Origin of the sequence: [Actinomadura] parvosata subsp. kistnae (genome assembly GCF_900323885.1) — a bacterium.
Classification (GTDB): Bacteria; Actinomycetota; Actinomycetes; order Streptosporangiales; family Streptosporangiaceae; genus Nonomuraea; species Nonomuraea composti.
The window spans coordinates 506864-523055 of sequence record NZ_OOHJ01000006.1; the positions used below are offsets into that span (position 1 = coordinate 506864).

A 16192-nucleotide genomic window follows, 5' to 3' on the forward strand; every position below is an offset into this window, starting at 1 on the left:
ATCATGGACATCCTGTTCGCCAAGTACACCTCGTTCGGCAACACGTTCCTCATCGTCGACGAGACGCGCACCCCGCTGGCCGGCGACGAGCAGCGCGCGGACTTCGCGCGCTGGGCGCTCAACGGCGACTTCGGCATCGGCGGCACCGACAACGTCCTGTACCTGTCGAAGGCCGACGGGGGCGACGCCGACTACGTCTTCCGGATCTTCGAGGTCGACGGGTCGGAGACGCTGTCCTGCGGGAACGGCCTGCTGTCCACCGCCGCCGCGCTGCGGCGCACGCACGGCGGCACCCGGTGGGGGGTGCTCACCGAGCTCCCCACCGGGCGGCCCCGGCTGGTGCACATCGGCGCGGACGAGGACAACGGCCGCACCTGGGTCAACATGGGCTGGACGCGCCCGACCCCGGAGGAGCTGATCAACCGGAGCGGGCCGCCGCCGTCCGACGGCATCGACCGGATCACCGGCCTGGACGTTCCCGGCGTGGGCGAGCTGAGCGGCTACCTGTCCTTCAGCGGCGAGCCGCACCTGGCGCTGTTCCAGGGGCACGGGCTGCCGGAGGAGCTGGCGGAGCGGCTGTTCATCGACGCGCGGGGCGCCGTCGGCAGGCCGGACGGCGCCGCCGTCAAGGAGTCGGTCGCCCTGGCCCACCACATCGGCACCCACGTCAACCAGGCCTACCGCGACCTCTTCCCGCAGGGCGTGCACCTCAACTTCGCCCGCGTCGAGGGGCGGCGGGTCGAGTACCGGACGTGGGAGCGGGCGATCAACTGCGAGACGCTGGCCTGCGGCTCGGGCACGGTGGCCATGACGTACGTCGGGCAGCGGCTCGGGCTCCTGCCCGAGGGGGAGATCACGTTCTGGCCGCACCGGTGCCGCTGGTACCAGCCGGATGCCGCCCTCACCGTCACCACCACCGAATCCGGATATGTCGTGACGGGCCGGCCGCGGCTGGTCTGCGTCGGCACCGTCCCCATGACGCCGAACGCGTCGGCGTACCAGACCATCAGCAACCGTCGATCCGCTAAGGACTCCAGCCATGCTCTCGCTGCACCTGCAGGCTGACCCGGCCGACGTCCTGCGCGAGGCCGGTCTCGACGTACGGCCGCTGCCCCGCCACCACCACCCCACCCCGGCGGCGGTACGGCAGGCCGTCGCCGGCCGCTCGGGCCCGATGTTGTTCCCCGGGCTGGCCGATTCCTGGCCCGCCCGGACCCGCTGGACACCGGAGAACCTGGTCAGGTCGTACGGCGGGCGCCAGGTCACCGCGCTGATGGACCTGCCGTCCAGCGGCGTGCTGTTCCCCCAGGACCAGAAGAACTACCAGCGCGCGCTGCCGTTCGCCGAGTTCGTCGACACCATGCTGACCACCTCGCCGGACTCGCCCTGTTACCTCGCCTACACCCGGGCCGCCGAGCTGTTCCCGGCCACCGACTACGACTTCGAGCCGCTCACCGGCGGCCCGCCGCACGGCACGGACACCCGGGTGTGGATCGGCTCGGCGGGCACCCGGTCGATGCTGCACTCGGATCTGAAGGACAACTTCTTCTGCCAGATCTGGGGCGAGAAGCACGTGGTGCTGGTGCCGTGGAAGCACGCCAGGGACGTCTACCCCTTCCCCGGCAACCTGGTCAACAGCCAGGTCGACCTGGCCTACCCGGACCTGGGCCGGTTCCCGCGGCTGCGCCGCGCGGTGTTCTACGCCGGCACCGTGCAGCCGGGCGACGTGCTGTTCCTGCCGCGCGGCTGCTGGCACGACATCAGGTCGCGGACGCCGTCCGTGTCCGTCAACCACTGGTTCGGCCCGCCGATGACCGCCGCCGACTACGCCTCGCTGCTGCTGCGCAGCGGTCCCCGGTACTGGGCCGCGACCGCGCGGGACTTCGTCGCGCACGGGCTGCTGCGCCGCCGGGAGCAGACCACGTTCTTCTTCAGCCCGCCCTCGACCGGGAAGCGGCTGTTCGACCTGCTGCGCTGGGGCGACTTCTCGCGCGACAACGATCCGGCCACCGACTGACCCCGGGGAGACCGCCGTGACCATCACCACCGGCCCCACCACCGGCCCCACCACCGGGCCTGCCACCGGCCCTGCCACCGGGCCGCAAGCGATCAGGACGACCGTGGATCCGTCCTTCGAGCTCCGGCTCATCGAGGCGATCCGCCCCATCAGCGAGCACTTCCTCGCGGTGGGCATCCACCATCTGTTCGACACCGGGATCTACGACGCGCTGGCCGGCCGGCCGGCCGTCCCGATCCCCGTCCTGGCCGGCGAGCTGGCCATGGACGTCGACCGGCTGCGCGGGTTCCTGCTCTACCTGGCCAACGAGGACATCGTGCAGGTGGCCGACGACCGGGTGGCGCTGACCGCCAAGGCCGCCGGGCTGAACGAGTTCCGCGCCTGGTACACGTTCCTCATCGGCGGCTACGCCGGCACCATCCAGCAGATCGGCGGCGCCCTCACCCGCGGCGCCCCCGACTGCACCCGCAACGGCGAGTACGTGGGCGTCGGCAGCTGCGAGATCAGCCGCTACGACGGCATGCCGATGACGCTCGACCTGCTGGAGAAGGGCGGGGTGAGCGCCCGCGAACTGCTCGACCTCGGCTGCGGCAACGCGCTGTACCTCACGGAGTTCGCCAAGGCCGTCCCGGGCCTGCGGGCCTGGGGCGTGGAACCGGACGCGGACGGCTACCGGGCCGCGCTCTCCCTGGTGGAACGGGAGGGCATGGCCGACCGGGTACGGCTGGTGCACGCCTCGGCCACCGACTTCCTGCGCCACCCGCCGCAGGACTGCCGGCCCGACCTCATCGTGCTGGGCTACGTGCTGCAGGAGATCCTCGCCCAGGAGGGCGAGGAGGCGGTGCTGGAGCTGCTGCGCGGCATCATCACCCGGTTCCCGCGGATCAACGTCGTGGTCATCGAGGTGAGCGACGAGATCGGCAATCCGGCCGTCATGCGGCACGGCGTGGCGCGCAACTTCTGGAACCCGTACTTCCTCATCCACTACTTCACCCGCCAGCGCCTGGCCAGGAAGGACTACTGGGACGAGCTGTTCCGGCGGGCCGGGCTGAGCGTGGCCGCGTTCACCTCGACCGACCCGCGCATCGACTCCAGCGGGGTCGAGCTCGGCTACCTGCTGCGCGGCCCCGCCTACCACTGACCCCCATCGAGTCCACCACTGAGGAGCCGTGATGCTTTCCCAGCAACTCGTCGGCCAGGTGGCCGACTGGGCGGCGAAGCAGCGGATCGAGACGCCGGCGTTCCTGTTCGCCCCCGCCGTGCTGCGCGCCGGAGTGGCCGAGCTGCGGACCCGGCTCGGCGCCCGCATCTCCTACGCGACCAAGGCCAACGCCCATCCGATGGTGCTGCGGGCGCTGGAGCCGCTGGTGGAGGAGTTCAACGTCACCAACACCGCGCACCTGGCGGCCCTGCTCGAGCTGGGCGTCCCGCCGCACCGCATCGCCTTTCTCAACCCGGTCTGCACCCGGCGGACCCTGGAGACGGTCCTCGCCTCGGGGGTGACCCGCTTCGTGGTGGACGACGCCAGGGGCCTGGAGCTGCTGCCCGGCACGGCCAGGATCACCCTGCGGCTGCGGCCGCCCGACGCCGGGCAGTCCGCCCGCTCAATCGTGCGGTTCGGCAACACCGCCGACGCGCTCGCCGGGCTGGCCGAGCGGGCCGCCGCGCGCGGCATGGAGATCGAGGCGCTGTCGTTCTTCGTCGGCACCGCGGGCGCGGGCATGGAGCAGGCGCTGCCGTACCTGCGCGGCCTGGAGACGCTGCTGGGCCTGCGTGAACGGCTGGCCGCGGCGGGCATCGCGGTGCCGACGATCAACATCGGCGGCGGCTTCCCCGGCTCCCGCGACCGGTTCCACCGCGACCACCCGGACTTCTTCCAGCGGATCGCCCGCGCGCTGCCGCCGGACGTGGACGTGCTGTGCGAGCCCGGCCGGTACCTGTGCCAGCCGGCCATGGCCATGCTGAGCCGCGTGGTGGCCGACCGGGTCGTGGCCGGCCGCCGCCTGGTCCACCTGGACACCAGCGCGTACGCCGGCCTGTTCGAGACCACGTTCATCGAGCCGGAGGCCGGCGTGGAGATCGTCGCCGCGCGGTCCGGCGACCCGGCGCCCGCGGCCGTGCTCGGCCCGGTCATGGACTCCTTCGACGTGATCGCCAGGAAGGCGGCGCTGCCGCCGCTGGCCGAGGGCGACCTGGTCGTCCTGCCCAATTCCGGGGCCTACGCGTGGGGCTACACCGCCCCCGTGGAGGGCCTGTCCGCCGCCGAACCCGTCGAGCTGCCACCCGATCTGGCCGAGGGGTTCGCCAAAGCCTGGTTCGGGAGCTGAGCGACGTGATCACCACCCTGGACGGCCCCATCGTCATCGAGCCGACGGTCTCGCCGCCGCCCGGCGTCGGCGTACGCGAGTGCGGCGAACCGCTGGCCGAGGTGGCCGGCGTGCCCGGCGTGCACGCCGCCCCCGCCTACCACCAGCGCGGCATCACCGCGGCCGGCCCGCGGATCTTCGTCCGACGCCGGGTGCTCGCGGCGCTCCAGCAAGCCTCGGCCGCGCTGCCCGACGGCATCGGCATCCTGGTCTGGGACGGCCTGCGCACGCTGGAGACCCAGGCGGAGATCGTCGAACAGTTCCGCAGGACGCTGCCCGATCCCGGCGACGATGCCACGGTCGAGATGTACCTGGCGCTGCCGCCCGCCTCCCAGGAGGAGTTCCTGGCCGCGCCGCCGCCGCACGCCACCGGCGGCGCGGTGGACGTCACCCTGTGCGACACCGAGGGGCGGCCCCTGGATCTCGGCGCCGAGTTCGACGAGTTCAACGAACGGTCCTGGCTCGCCTATTACGAGAACGACGACCGGTCCGAATACCGGCGGCTGCGCAGAATGCTCTACTGGGCGATGCTGGGCGCCGGCTTCGCGCCTTACTCGTGGGAATTCTGGCACTACGAACTGGGCACGATGGTGAGCGCCGCGTTTCACGGCGAACGGTTCGCCGAATACGGCGCCGCCATACCGTGGAGGAAACCATGACCCTGCCACAGACCATGCGCTATCCGCGTACCGTCTACGACACGGGCGAATGGCTCGCCGCGTGGTCGGCCAGCACCGTCGAGCGGCGGCGGCCGACCGGCCTGCCGCTGCTGCAGTGCCTGGAGTACTCCCCGTTCTGGCACGGCTACGAGGTCGACACCGGCCTGGGCCGGATCTGGGACCGGCCGCTGCTCACCGTCGGCTCGCTCTACGCCGGGTACGGTCCCGCGTACCTGGCCGAGCGGCCGGAGGAGGTGGCCGGCCTGCTCGACCACGCGGCCGGCCTGATGCCCGGCACCTGCGGCCTGCTCGTGCTCAATCTGCCGCTGGAGGCCGCCCTGGACTGGGCCACCGTCCGGCCGCCCGACGGCATGCTGCGGCTGGACCACGCCTACCACCGGGTGGTCGGCGCCGGTCACGACCCCATCGTGGGCGACGTGGCCAAGGACAAGCGCCACGACTGGCGGCGGCGGTGGCGCCGGTCCGCCGAGAAGGGGCTGCGGCTGGTGGAGGAGAGCGACCCCGCGCCCGAGCGCATCGACGAGGTCGTCGCGCTGGCCAACGGCTCGGCCCTGCGGCACGGCTGGCCGCGACTGTACGACCGGGCCACCGCCCAGGCGGTGCTCGGCATGCCCGGCGGCCGGCTGCTGCGGGCCGACTGGGACGGCCGCACGGTCGCCGGTTACCTCGCGCTGGAGCACGACCACCGGCTCTACCTGTGGGCCGGCGGCATGGACCACACGGTGGTCCAGCAGGTCAGCCCGTACCTGTTCCTGCTCTACGAGCTGCTGCGGATGGGGCCGGAGCGCGGATGGGAGCGCCTGGAGTTCGGCAAGGGCAACGACGCGTTCAAGCGCCGGTACGGCTTCACCGGCGTGGAGCTGTGGTCGCTGTGGTACGCGGCCGACCCCGGCGACGTCCCGAGGTACCGCCCGAAGCTGGCGGCGCTGCACCAGAAGCTCGGCATCGCCCAGGAGGCGTGATGTCCGGCCTCTGGCGCCACGGCGACTTCCTCAAGCTGTGGGGCGGTGAGACGGTCTCGCAGTTCGGGGCGCAGATCACCGTGCTGGCCCTGCCGCTGACCGCGATCATCACCCTGCGCGCCACTCCGGAGCAGCTCGGCGTCCTGACCGCGATGCAGTTCGCGCCGGTGCTGCTCATCACCCTGTTCGCCGGGGTGTGGCTGGACGGCCACCGCAAGCGCCCGGCCCTGACCGTCGCCAACGTGGGCCGGGCGGCCCTGCTCGGCCTGATCCCCCTGCTCTACCTGGCCGACCTGCTGTCCATGCCGCTGCTGTACGCCATCGCGTTCCTGACCGGCCTGCTCACCGCGGTCTTCGACGTGGCCTACGTCGTCTACCTGCCGTCCCTGGTCCCCAAGGACCAGCTCGTCCCGGCCAACGCCCGGCTGGAGGCCACGTACTCGATCGCCTCCATCGGCGGCCCCGGCGTGGGCGGCCTGCTCGTGCAGTGGCTGAGCGCGCCGATCTCGATCCTGGCCAACGCGGTCACGTACCTGGTGGCCGCGCTCAGCGTGGCGGCCATCAGGCACCGGGAGCCGCCCCCCGCCCCGCCCGCGGACCGGCCCTCCACCTGGGCTGAGATCAAGGAGGGCGTGGCCTCGACGCTGAGGGACGCGCGGCTGCGCCCGCTGCTGCTGGGCTCGGCCTGGTTCAACCTGTTCGAGCAGGTCATCCTCACCCTGTACCTGCTGTACGGCGTGCGCGAGCTGCACCTGTCCACCAGCCTGCTGGGCGTCATCCTCGGCATCGGCAGCGTGGGCGCGCTGGCGGGCTCGATCGTGGCCGACCGCGCGGGCCGGGTTCTCGGCGTCGGCCGCGCCCTGGTCTGGTCGATGATCGTCAGCTCGGCCGCGCTCGGCCTGGTGCCCGCGGCCACGGGGTCGCCGCTCGTCGCCGGCGCGGTCATGACCGCCGGCCTGTTCGTGTACGGCCTCGCGCTGGCCGTGTTCAACGTGCACAGCCTGAGCCTGCGCGGCGTCCTGGTGCCGCCCGAGCTGCTCGGCAGGGTGACCGCGACCTACCGGTTCTTCGTCTTCGGCACGATCCCGCTGGGCGGGCTGCTCGGCGGGGCCCTCGGCGGGCTGCTCGGGGTCCGCGCGGCGATGGCGGCCGCCGTCGCCGTCCTGGTGGCGGGGTCCGTGGCTTTCGCGTTCTCCCGCATCCGGTCGGCTGACGAGGTCTTCGGCACGAAGGAGGCGTCGTGTTCGGTGGACTGACCCCGGCCGCCTGGGACGCGCTGGCCGGGCCGCGTTTCTACTCGACCAGCGCCTGGCTGCGCTTCTGCGCGGCCGAGTACGGCGGTTGCGGCGACGCCGTGGTGCGCGACGGGGCGGCCGTGCCGTACGTGGAGCTGGACGGGCCGCCGGCGCGGGGGCCGTACCGGTGGGGTGAGCTGCTGGCGGCGCGTGGCCTGCCCGCGCCCCCGCCCGGCGGGCTGCTGGTCGGTCCGCGAGAGGGCTACCAGACCCACTTCCTGGGCGAGCCCGGCGGGGTGCCCGGCGTCATCGCGGAACTGCGCGAGCGGGCGGCCGGTCGGCCCTGCGTGGCCCTGTACGTGCCCACCTCCGAGGTGGAGCTGGCCCGTCGCGCCGGGGTCCGCGCGCCGGCCGTGGTGCTGGAGGCCGACGCGTGGATCGCGGTCGACGGCTGGCCGGGCTACCTGTCGCGCAAGAAGCGGTACATGGTGCGCTCGGCCCGCCGGGCCTTCGCCGAGGCCGGGTACACCGTCAAGCACCTGCCGCTGGCCGAGTGCGTCGGCTCGCTGGCCGTGCCGGCGGCCAAGACCCTGGCCAAGTACGGCATCGACACCGACCCCGACACCGAACTCGTGGCGCTGAACAGCCACGCCGAGCACATGGGCGAGGCCGCCCGGGTCGCGGTCTGCTTCCGCGACGGCGGCGAGCCCGTCGGGTTCTGCCTGTACTACGTGGGCACCGACGCGATCTTCCTGCGGTGGGCCGGCTTCGACTACGACCGCCTGTCGGGCGCGCACGAGTACGCCAACGTCGTCCTGGCGAGCCAGCTCGACCTGGCGGCCGAGCTGGGCCTGCGGTGGGTGCACGCGGGCGTCCAGGCCCCGGCGGCCAAGGCCCTGTACGGCGCCCGGCTGCGCCCGCTGTGGCTGCTCGACCTCTCCCCGGACAGCGTCCTTGCGGCCGCCGCCGAGCAGGTGCGGCGGCACAACGCGCAGTTCTGCCGCCGCCTGCGCGAGGACCCGCGTACCGGGGGAGCGCTCGACCTCGAAACCTGGGGGAGCATCGATGAAGAGACTGGCTGAACACCGGGCGATCGTCACCGGCGGGGCCTCCGGCATCGGCGCCGCCATCGCCCGCCGCTTCGTCGCCGAAGGCGCCCGGGTCGCCGTCATGGACCGTGACAAGGAGGCCATGGCGCTGATCGACGACCGCGTGCCCGGGGTCGACCTGGCGCTGGTGGCCGACGTGACGGAACCGGCGGCGGTGGACGAGGCGTTCGAGGAGCTCGACCGCCGCTGGGGCGGGCTGGACGTCGCCGTCAACAACGCGGGCATCAGCGTCCCCGGCGCCTTCGCCGACCTGCCGCTGGCCGACTGGGAGCGCGTCCTGCGGGTCAACCTGACCGGCGTGTTCCTGGTGGCCCAGCGGGCCGTACGGCGAATGCGGGGCCGCGGCGGGGTGGTGATCAACATCGCCTCGGTCAGCGGCATGGTCGGCATGCCGAACTACAGCGCCTACAACGTCAGCAAGGCCGGCGTGATCGAGCTGACCAGGACGCTGGCGCTGGAGCTGGCGCCGGAGATCCGGGTCAACGCCATCTGCCCCGGCTACGTGCTCACCCCGATGCAGGAGGCGGAGTACTCGCCCGCCGCCCTGGCGGAATGCGCGCGCAAGGTCCCGCTCGGCCGGCTCGGCCGGCCGGCCGAGATCGCCGCGCTGGCCGCCTACCTGGCCTCGGACGAGGCGGAATTCGCGACCGGGCAGACGTTCGTCATCGACGGCGGCGAAACGGCCGGGGGGCTGGCCAGCGCATGAGTCGTGAGCGCCGTTGAACCGGCGTTATAGCGCCGGGCGCGACGATGAATTCGTACGTCTCCTGCTTCTCCACAACGTGAAGGAAGAGATCGCAGTGTTGTCCGTGGACCGCCTACAGATTCTCGACCCGGACCCCGGCTGGAGCGTAGGCCCGGAATGGCTGCGCACCGCCCTCGCCGAGTTCCGCCGCGACCTGCTGGACCCGGGTTACCCGTGCACGTTCGGCAGGCACGCGCTGCGGGCCGGCGACATGCACATGACCTGGGTCGCCCATGACGACCTGAGCACGCTCCCCGGTGACCTGACCGCCTTCGTCGACCGGGTCAGCCCCGAACCCGAACGCCGCCAGCCCCTGATCGTCTTCGTCGAGCCGTCGCCCCGGATGACCACGGCCGCCGACTACGACCGGCGGTTCTGGCAGATCCTGGAGTACCTGCACCTGCACGACGACCGCCCGTGGCCGGCCGACGTGCCCGCCGACCCCGACGATCCGGGCTGGCAGTTCTGCTTCCACGGCACCTCGCTGTTCGTCTTCGCCCTGGCGCCGTCCAACCGGCTGCGCAGGTCGCGGCGGCACCCGTCGTGCCTGGTGCTGTCGTTCCAGCCGCGTACCGTCTTCGACGGCATCGGCGTCGGCACCCCGGCGGGCAACGTCACCCGTACCCGGATCCGCGACCGGCTGCGGCGGTGGGACCTGGTGGGCCGCCACCCCAGCATGGGCGAGTTCGACGAGATGTCCGACGACGAGTGGCGGCAGTACTTCATCACCGACGACGACGCCGACCTCCACGACCGCTGCCCGTTCCGCCGCTGAACGACCACAGGAAAGGCGCTCTCAGAAAGGTGTACGTGTCATGACCGTGTCCTCGCTTGCCCAGAACCACCCACAAGATCACTCACCGGCCAGGGTGGTGAACTCCTCCAACGAGTGGGACCCGCTGGAGGAGGTGATCGTCGGGCGGCTGTCCGGCGGCGTCTTCCCCACCTGGCAGGAGTCCATGCGCGCCACGATGCCGCCCGAGTCGTGGCGGCTCTTCCAGGAGAAGGGCGGCCGGCCGTTCCCGCAGGACCTGGTGGACGCCGCGGACGAGGAGCTCGACGGGCTGGCCCGCGCCCTGGAGGCCGAGGGCGTCAAGGTGGTCAGGCCGGCGCCCGCCGACCACGCCGGAGAGTTCGCCACGCCGCACTGGCGCAGCCGGGGCGGGCTCTACGCGGCCATGCCGCGCGACTACCTCATCGTCGTCGGCGACACCATCATCGAGTCCCCGATGTCGTGGCGCTGCCGCCAGTTCGAGGGCGACGCGTTCCGGCCGCTGCTCAAGTCGTACTTCGACCGCGGCGCCCGGTGGCTGCAGGCTCCCCGTCCGCAGCTGACCGACGAGCTGTTCGCGACCGGCGGCCACCACGACCGCTGGGCGGTCACCGAGTTCGAGCCGGTCTTCGACGCGGCCGACTTCATGCGCTTCGGCCGCGACATCGTGGTGCAGCGCAGCCACGTCACCAACGCGTTCGGCATCCGCTGGCTGCAGCGGGCGGTCGGCAGCGCGTACCGCGTCCACACCGTCGAGGTGAACGACCCGCACGCCATGCACATCGACGCCACGCTGCTGCCGCTGGCGCCCGGCAAGCTGCTGGTCAACCCCGAGCGGTACGTGCACAACAAGCTGTTCGACGGCTGGGAGATCCGCAAGGCGCCGCAGCCCGCCCTGCCGCGCGACTGGCCGATGTTCTTCTGCAGCCCGTGGGTGAGCATGAACATGCTCTCCCTGGACGAGCGGACCGTCGTGGTGGAACGCCAGGAGGAGCCGATGATCGAGCTGCTCACCGACTGGGGCTTCCGCTGCATCCCGGTGGACTTCCGCCACGTGTACACCTTCGGCGGCTCGTTCCACTGCGTGACCGTGGACGTGCGCCGGCGCGGCGGTGCCGGCCAGTACCTGGACGTGGGCTGATGAAGACCGTACAGATCACCGGCCCGCGCGCCTGCGCGATCGTCGACAAGCCGGAGCCGGTCATCGCCCGCGACTACGTCCTGCTGAAGGTCGAGGTCGCCCCGATGTGCAACGAGTACCTCGCCTACCGCGACCAGGTCTACCTGGAGCGCAACCGGCCGGACTCGCTGGGCCACGAGATGGCCGGCGTCGTGGTGGACGCGCCCGAGGGCTCCCCGGTGCGGCCCGGCGACCGCGTGGTGGCGCTGTGCGGCTACCCGTGCGGCAGGTGCCGGCCGTGCCGGCGCGGCTACTACTCCCACTGCGCCGCCACCGAGGACCCGCGCGAGGTGTGCAAGAGCGAGTCGGGCGAGTGCGGCTTCGCCCAGTACGCCGTCAAGCCCGGCCGGCTGTGCGTGCCCGTGCCGGACGGGATGCCACTGGAACAGGCCGCCATGGCCTGCTGCGGCCTCGGGCCGACGTTCGGGGTGATGCAGCGCATGGGTGTGGCGGCGTCCGACACCGTGCTCATCACCGGGCTCGGCGCGGTCGGCCTGGGCGGGGTGATCAACGCCCGGCACCGCGGGGCGACCGTGATCGGCGTGGCCCGCAGCCCGTACCGCGCCCGGCTGGCCCGCGAGCTGGGCTGCGCCGCGGTGCTCGACCCCCGCGACGGCGACCTGCGAGCCCGGATCAGGTCGCTGACCGGCGGCGGCGTGGACTTCGCGATCGACTGCTCGGGCCAGCCGCAGTACCAGCGGCTGTGCGTCGACGCGGTCGACCGCCTGGGCGCGGTCGGCTTCCTGGCCGAGCCCGGCGAGCTGACCGTCCACGTGGACGACGACCTGGTGCAGAAGGGGGTGACGCTGATGGGCAGCCTGGACATCAACCTGAACGACGCCGACCGGCTGCTGCGCATGATCGGCCGGATCCCCGACCAGATCGAGCGCTTCATCACCCACCGCTACCCCCTGGATCGGATCGCCGACGCCTTCGACCGGCAGACCCGCTACGAGTGCGGGAAGATCGTTCTCTATCCGTGGAGCTGAGCCCATGACGCTGCGCACCCACGCGCTCGACCTGGCGGCACGGCACTCGCCCCTCGTCCGCGACACGCTGCGCCGCCTGGCCGACGCCCCGCTGGCCGACCTGCTGGCCGAGCTCCGCCCCGGCCGGTCCGAGCCCTGGCAGTCCAGAGACGACCTGTACGCCGCGGTCGCCGGCCAGACGACGGCACTGTACGGCCCGGCCGTCGCCGCCGACGTGCTGGCCGACCTGCGCGAACAGCCGATCGTGCCCACCTCCAACCACTTCGGCGTGGACACCTTCGCCGACTCCGTGCAGGGCACGCTGCTGTTCGCGCTGCGGCCGGGCGCCCCGCGCAACGTCGTCGTGCTCGGCTTCGGCTCGGTCAGCCTGAACAACCTGACCTACCCCATGGGGCTGCGGCTCTACGATCCCCGGCACGGCGAGCTGGACGGGCTGCCGCAGCGGCTGCCCGTCCAGCCCAACCGCGACAAGCACCGTACGGTGCTGGCGGCGCGGCCGTACGACGCCGGGATGATCGAGCGGGCGCGCGCCCGGCTGGTCCGGATGCGGCAGGAGGGGGAGGTCTCGGAGTTCTGCGCGCGCAGCGCGGACGACGTCCTGCACCGGGCGTACGGCTCGGCGCTCGCGCTGCCGTCGCACGCCCTGCAGGCCACCCGCGTCAACACCGCCCTGTGGGAGGGCATGTTCCAGGCCGAGCCGCCCGCCCGGCTGGTGCAACTGGCGATCGAGCCGATCTGCGCCGCCCTGCTCAGCAAGGACCTCCGCGATCCCGGCAGCCTGATCCACCAGCTGTTCTTCGTGCCGCAGGTGCGCGACGCGCTGCTCGACGCGCTGGACGGGGCGCGCGCCTGCTGGCGGCGCGACGGCTCGCGCGGCACGGTCTTCTGCTGGGGGCTCAGCGCGGCCGGCCGCCGCGTGCCGCTGGTCCTCGACGGCGAGCTGCTGACCGGCGTGGACGAGCGCGGCCACCGCCTGGAGTGGAAGTTCAGCCAGGACGAGCTGGTACCGGCGCTGCTCGACCAGCGGCTGGTCCCGTCGCTGTTCACCTGCTTCGCCACCCTGGCCTTCGCCCGCGGGCTGAGCTGCGTCGGCGGCTACTACCAGGCCATGTACCTGCCCGTCATCCGGCAGGGCATCGTGGACGCCCTGGGCGTCGGCGCGGAGTTCGGCCCGATGGCCGAACGGGTCGCCCAGGTGCCCACCGGCCTGCACCTGGCCGGCCTGCAGTCCGTCGGCCGGGCGCTGCCCGGCGGCGCGCTCATCCCGGCGGGCCCCGTGGAGATCGCCGGCGCGGGCGGGCTGTCACCGGCCGACGTGGACGCGCTCACCCGCGTCCCGGTACGCGAGGCGCACCTGGTCGCCTTCCCCGAACTGCTCGACCACCTGGTGCCGCCCGGCGAGCTGCCGCCCGGCTGGGCCGCCACGATCGCGGCGGAGAACGGCGGCCGGCACGACGGGCGGGTCATCCGATTGGAGCCATCATGAACGCGATCACGCACGAGGTGCTGGATCTGCTCCAGACCGCCCGCGACCGGGTGGCCGACCTCGACGACTGTGACGAGCTGCTGGTCCGGGCCACGCAGGAGCTGATCGCCTGCGCGGCCGAGGCGGTCGCCGCCTTCCCCCGGGGCAGCGTGGACGGCGCCCGCGAGGCGCTGAGCTGCGCCAGGGGTGCGGCGGCGACGGCGGCCTTCGCCGTACGCCACCTGCACGACACCGCCGTACGGCACCGGCACGACCCGGCGCGCACCGGACAGCACGCGAGCGGCCTTCGCCGCGCCGCATCCGCACGACACGGCGTAGCGCACTCCGGGTAGCACATCAGCAAGCGGCCTTCGCCGGACGGCATCCGCACGACACGGCGAAGGCCCGCCACCGGGTGGCGCGTCAGCGGTGCGCCATGCCGGCGGACAGCAGCTCACGGTGGAGTTCCTGGATCGCCGGCGAGGGGGCCAGGCCCAGCTCCTCGTCCAGGATGCGGCGCAGGTTCCGGTAGGCGTCCAGCGCCTCGTTGCGCCGGTCGGCGCGGCCCAGCGCGCTGATGAGCATGCCGTGGAACCACTCGTTGTACGGATGCTGCCCCACCAGCAGCCGCAGCTCCGGGATGAGCTCGCGATGCGCGCCCAGCTCCATGTCGGCCTCGATGCGCGTCTGCAGCGCGCACAGCCGCTGTTCCTCCAGTGCGACCACGTGCCCGTTCAGCACCGGCCCCGGCACCACGTCGGCCAGCGCCCGCCCCGACCACATGTCCAGCGCCTCGCGCAACAGCACGGCGGCCTGCCCCGCGTCGCCGGCCTGCAGCAGCAGCCGCCCCCGCCGTACCAGGTCGTCGAAGCGGAAGACGTCGATGGCGGCGCGGTCGGCGCGCAGCAGGTAGCCCGCGGTGCGCGTCTGCACCAGTTCCTCTCCCTGGCGGCACAGCCCGTAGCGCTCGGCGTGCTTGCGCAGCTGGTAGACGTAGGTGTGCAGGATGGTCCGCGCGTTCTTGGCGGGTTGCTCGGCCCACAGTTCCTGGATCAGCAGATCGGTGTCCACGATCTGGCCTGCGCGCAACGCCAGCACCGCCAGGATCTGGCGCAGCTTGTGCTGGCGTAGCGTGTGCGCGCGGCCGTCGACGACGATCTCTACGGGACCGAGGAAACGGAAACTCGCCATTGATGATCTCCCCCTTGTGGCTGACGGCGTCAGTCCGCTGCGAGACTGGCCAGTTCGTGGTCGGTGAGCACGTGGGTCGCGCTGCGCGCGGCCGTGAGGATGCGATCGATGATCAAGGGGTCGGAGGGCAGCCCCCTGCGCCGCAACCAGGTCTGGACGTTCCAGCGCCCGCTGGCCGGGCCCACGCCGATCTCCTGCCGGCGCCCGAACCGGGAGGCGGGAACGCCGGAGTAGACCAGGTCTGCGAGCCACGGGTCGCCGGCGCGCTCCGCCTTGGCCACGGCCGCGGCGTGGACGCCGGTGGCGGTGAAGAAGGCGTCCCTGCCGAACACCGGGTACTCCGGCGGGATGGGCCGGCCGACGGCGGCCGAGGCCGTACGGCAGTACTCGCCCAGCACGTCCAGGTCGCGGCCGTCGCCCAGCAGGTTCAGGTTGACCAGGAGCTGGTCCATCGCCGTGTTGCCGCACCGCTCGCCGATGCCGAGCGCGGTGGCGTGCACGCGGGAGGCCCCCGCCTCGACGGCGGCCAGCGCGTTGGCCAGCGCCAGGCCGCGGTCGTTGTGGCCGTGCCAGTCGATCGGCACGTGGGCGTACCCGGCGGGGTCCATGATCTGCTCGCGTACGTGGCGGATCAGCGCGGCGGTCCCCCGGGGATCGGCGTGGCCCGCGGTGTCGCACAGGCAGATCCGGACGGCCCCCTCGTCCAGTGCCGCCAGGCAGAGGCGGCGCAGCAGTCTGGGCCTGGCCCTGGTGCTGTCCTCGGCGGCCAGGCAGACCGGCAGCCCTTCGGCGACGGCGAAGCGGACGGCCTTGCGGACGATCCGCTCGGCCTGCCGGACCGTCCAGCCTTCCGCGCCCATCCGCATGTGGCTGGAGCCGATGAAGGTCGTCACGTCGAGGCTGCGACCGGCCGCCTGGCTCACGTCGGCGACGGCCTGGATGTCGCCGACCAGAGTGCGGGCGGCGCAGTGCAGCCTCAGCCGCGGGGTCTGCCTGGCGCCGTACACGGCCAGCTCCGCGGCCATGCGGCCGGCGACCGCGCCGGAGGCCGGCATGCCGATGCTCGCCGCGTCGATGCCGAGCCGGTCCATGAGCCGGAGCAGCCGCATCCGCTCGGCCAGGTCCGGCTGGCGGGCGGACGGGCTCTGCAGGCCGTCCCGCAGGGTTTCGTCGTTCAGCTCGACCAGCCGGCCACCCGAGGCCGGGGCCGCCGCGTCCGGGACCGCATTCCAGTCGTAAATCTGGGCAGCCGACGAAGAAGTCACCACCGAATGTCCCTTTCGTGTGGTCGAAATCAGGCCGGGCTCGATTCACGTACCAGCCTTACGCGCCTGACATGGGGAAACAAGGGGAATGCCCCGCAAGAGCTACCCAGATAATGCGAAGTATCTCTCGGTACTCCGAAAGTTGTAATCCTCGGTGGTACTCCCTTCATCAGCCGCGTCCGGCGGCGCATCATACGGCTATGCGAGCCGACCGCC

The 16192-nt window shown here is 72.6% G+C and carries 16 protein-coding genes; 14 read left to right on the forward strand and 2 right to left on the reverse strand.

The features are described from left to right. Positions 1 to 3 precede the first annotated feature (3 nt). The 14 genes from KIS93_RS06095 (at position 4) to KIS93_RS06160 (ending at position 13873) form a co-directional block, all read left to right on the forward strand. Positions 4 to 1065: a diaminopimelate epimerase gene (locus KIS93_RS06095; RefSeq protein ID WP_155127054.1), complete on the forward strand. Its 1062-nt coding sequence runs from the start codon at positions 4 to 6 to the stop codon at positions 1063 to 1065. After that, positions 1040 to 2017: a cupin-like domain-containing protein gene (locus KIS93_RS06100; RefSeq protein ID WP_186403924.1), complete on the forward strand. Its 978-nt coding sequence runs from the start codon at positions 1040 to 1042 to the stop codon at positions 2015 to 2017. The genes KIS93_RS06095 and KIS93_RS06100 overlap by 26 nt, the downstream gene beginning before the upstream one ends. A gap of 16 nt (positions 2018 to 2033) precedes the next feature. Further along, positions 2034 to 3158, forward strand: coding sequence for a methyltransferase domain-containing protein (locus KIS93_RS06105; RefSeq protein WP_080038536.1), 1125 nt, complete (start codon positions 2034 to 2036; stop codon positions 3156 to 3158). A gap of 31 nt (positions 3159 to 3189) precedes the next feature. Continuing rightward, positions 3190 to 4344, forward strand: a complete 1155-nt coding sequence (locus KIS93_RS06110; protein WP_080038537.1) for a type III PLP-dependent enzyme domain-containing protein — start codon at positions 3190 to 3192, stop codon at positions 4342 to 4344. 5 nt (positions 4345 to 4349) lie between these two features. Further along, positions 4350 to 5042, forward strand: a complete 693-nt coding sequence (locus KIS93_RS06115; RefSeq protein ID WP_186403925.1) for a M15 family metallopeptidase — start codon at positions 4350 to 4352, stop codon at positions 5040 to 5042. After that, the gene (locus tag KIS93_RS06120) at positions 5039 to 6025 is read left to right on the forward strand and encodes a GNAT family N-acetyltransferase (RefSeq protein ID WP_080038539.1); all 987 of its coding nucleotides are present in this window, start codon (positions 5039 to 5041) and stop codon (positions 6023 to 6025) included. Before KIS93_RS06115 ends, KIS93_RS06120 begins: the two co-directional genes overlap by 4 nt. Further along, complete coding sequence (locus KIS93_RS06125; RefSeq protein ID WP_186403926.1) at positions 6025 to 7281, forward strand: MFS transporter; 1257 nt, start codon at positions 6025 to 6027, stop codon at positions 7279 to 7281. Before KIS93_RS06120 ends, KIS93_RS06125 begins: the two co-directional genes overlap by 1 nt. After that, positions 7266 to 8342: a GNAT family N-acetyltransferase gene (locus KIS93_RS06130; protein ID WP_080038541.1), complete on the forward strand. Its 1077-nt coding sequence runs from the start codon at positions 7266 to 7268 to the stop codon at positions 8340 to 8342. Before KIS93_RS06125 ends, KIS93_RS06130 begins: the two co-directional genes overlap by 16 nt. Further along, positions 8326 to 9075 (forward strand): SDR family NAD(P)-dependent oxidoreductase, encoded by a 750-nt coding sequence (locus KIS93_RS06135; protein WP_080038542.1) that lies wholly within the window; start codon positions 8326 to 8328, stop codon positions 9073 to 9075. The genes KIS93_RS06130 and KIS93_RS06135 overlap by 17 nt, the downstream gene beginning before the upstream one ends. Positions 9076 to 9178: 103 nt before the next feature. Beyond that, entirely contained in the window at positions 9179 to 9889 is a 711-nt protein-coding gene (locus KIS93_RS06140; protein WP_186403927.1) for a YqcI/YcgG family protein, read from the forward strand. Between the two features lie 40 nt (positions 9890 to 9929). Then, positions 9930 to 11027, forward strand: a complete 1098-nt coding sequence (locus KIS93_RS06145) for an amidinotransferase (protein WP_080038544.1) — start codon at positions 9930 to 9932, stop codon at positions 11025 to 11027. After that, entirely contained in the window at positions 11027 to 12055 is a 1029-nt protein-coding gene (locus KIS93_RS06150) for a zinc-dependent alcohol dehydrogenase (protein WP_080038545.1), read from the forward strand. Before KIS93_RS06145 ends, KIS93_RS06150 begins: the two co-directional genes overlap by 1 nt. Before the next feature lie 4 nt (positions 12056 to 12059). Further along, positions 12060 to 13541, forward strand: coding sequence for a hypothetical protein (locus tag KIS93_RS06155; protein WP_080038546.1), 1482 nt, complete (start codon positions 12060 to 12062; stop codon positions 13539 to 13541). Then, on the forward strand, positions 13538 to 13873 hold the full coding sequence (locus KIS93_RS06160) for a hypothetical protein (RefSeq protein WP_080038547.1): 336 nt from the start codon (positions 13538 to 13540) through the stop codon (positions 13871 to 13873). The genes KIS93_RS06155 and KIS93_RS06160 overlap by 4 nt, the downstream gene beginning before the upstream one ends. 70 nt (positions 13874 to 13943) lie before the next feature. Here KIS93_RS06160 and KIS93_RS06165 read toward each other — a convergent pair whose 3' ends face one another. Continuing rightward, the gene (locus tag KIS93_RS06165; RefSeq protein WP_080038548.1) at positions 13944 to 14711 is read right to left on the reverse strand and encodes an AfsR/SARP family transcriptional regulator; all 768 of its coding nucleotides are present in this window, start codon (positions 14709 to 14711) and stop codon (positions 13944 to 13946) included. Positions 14712 to 14740: 29 nt separating this feature from the next. Continuing rightward, positions 14741 to 15979, reverse strand: coding sequence for a 2-isopropylmalate synthase (locus KIS93_RS06170; protein WP_186403928.1), 1239 nt, complete (start codon positions 15977 to 15979; stop codon positions 14741 to 14743). Positions 15980 to 16192: the final 213 nt, after the last annotated feature.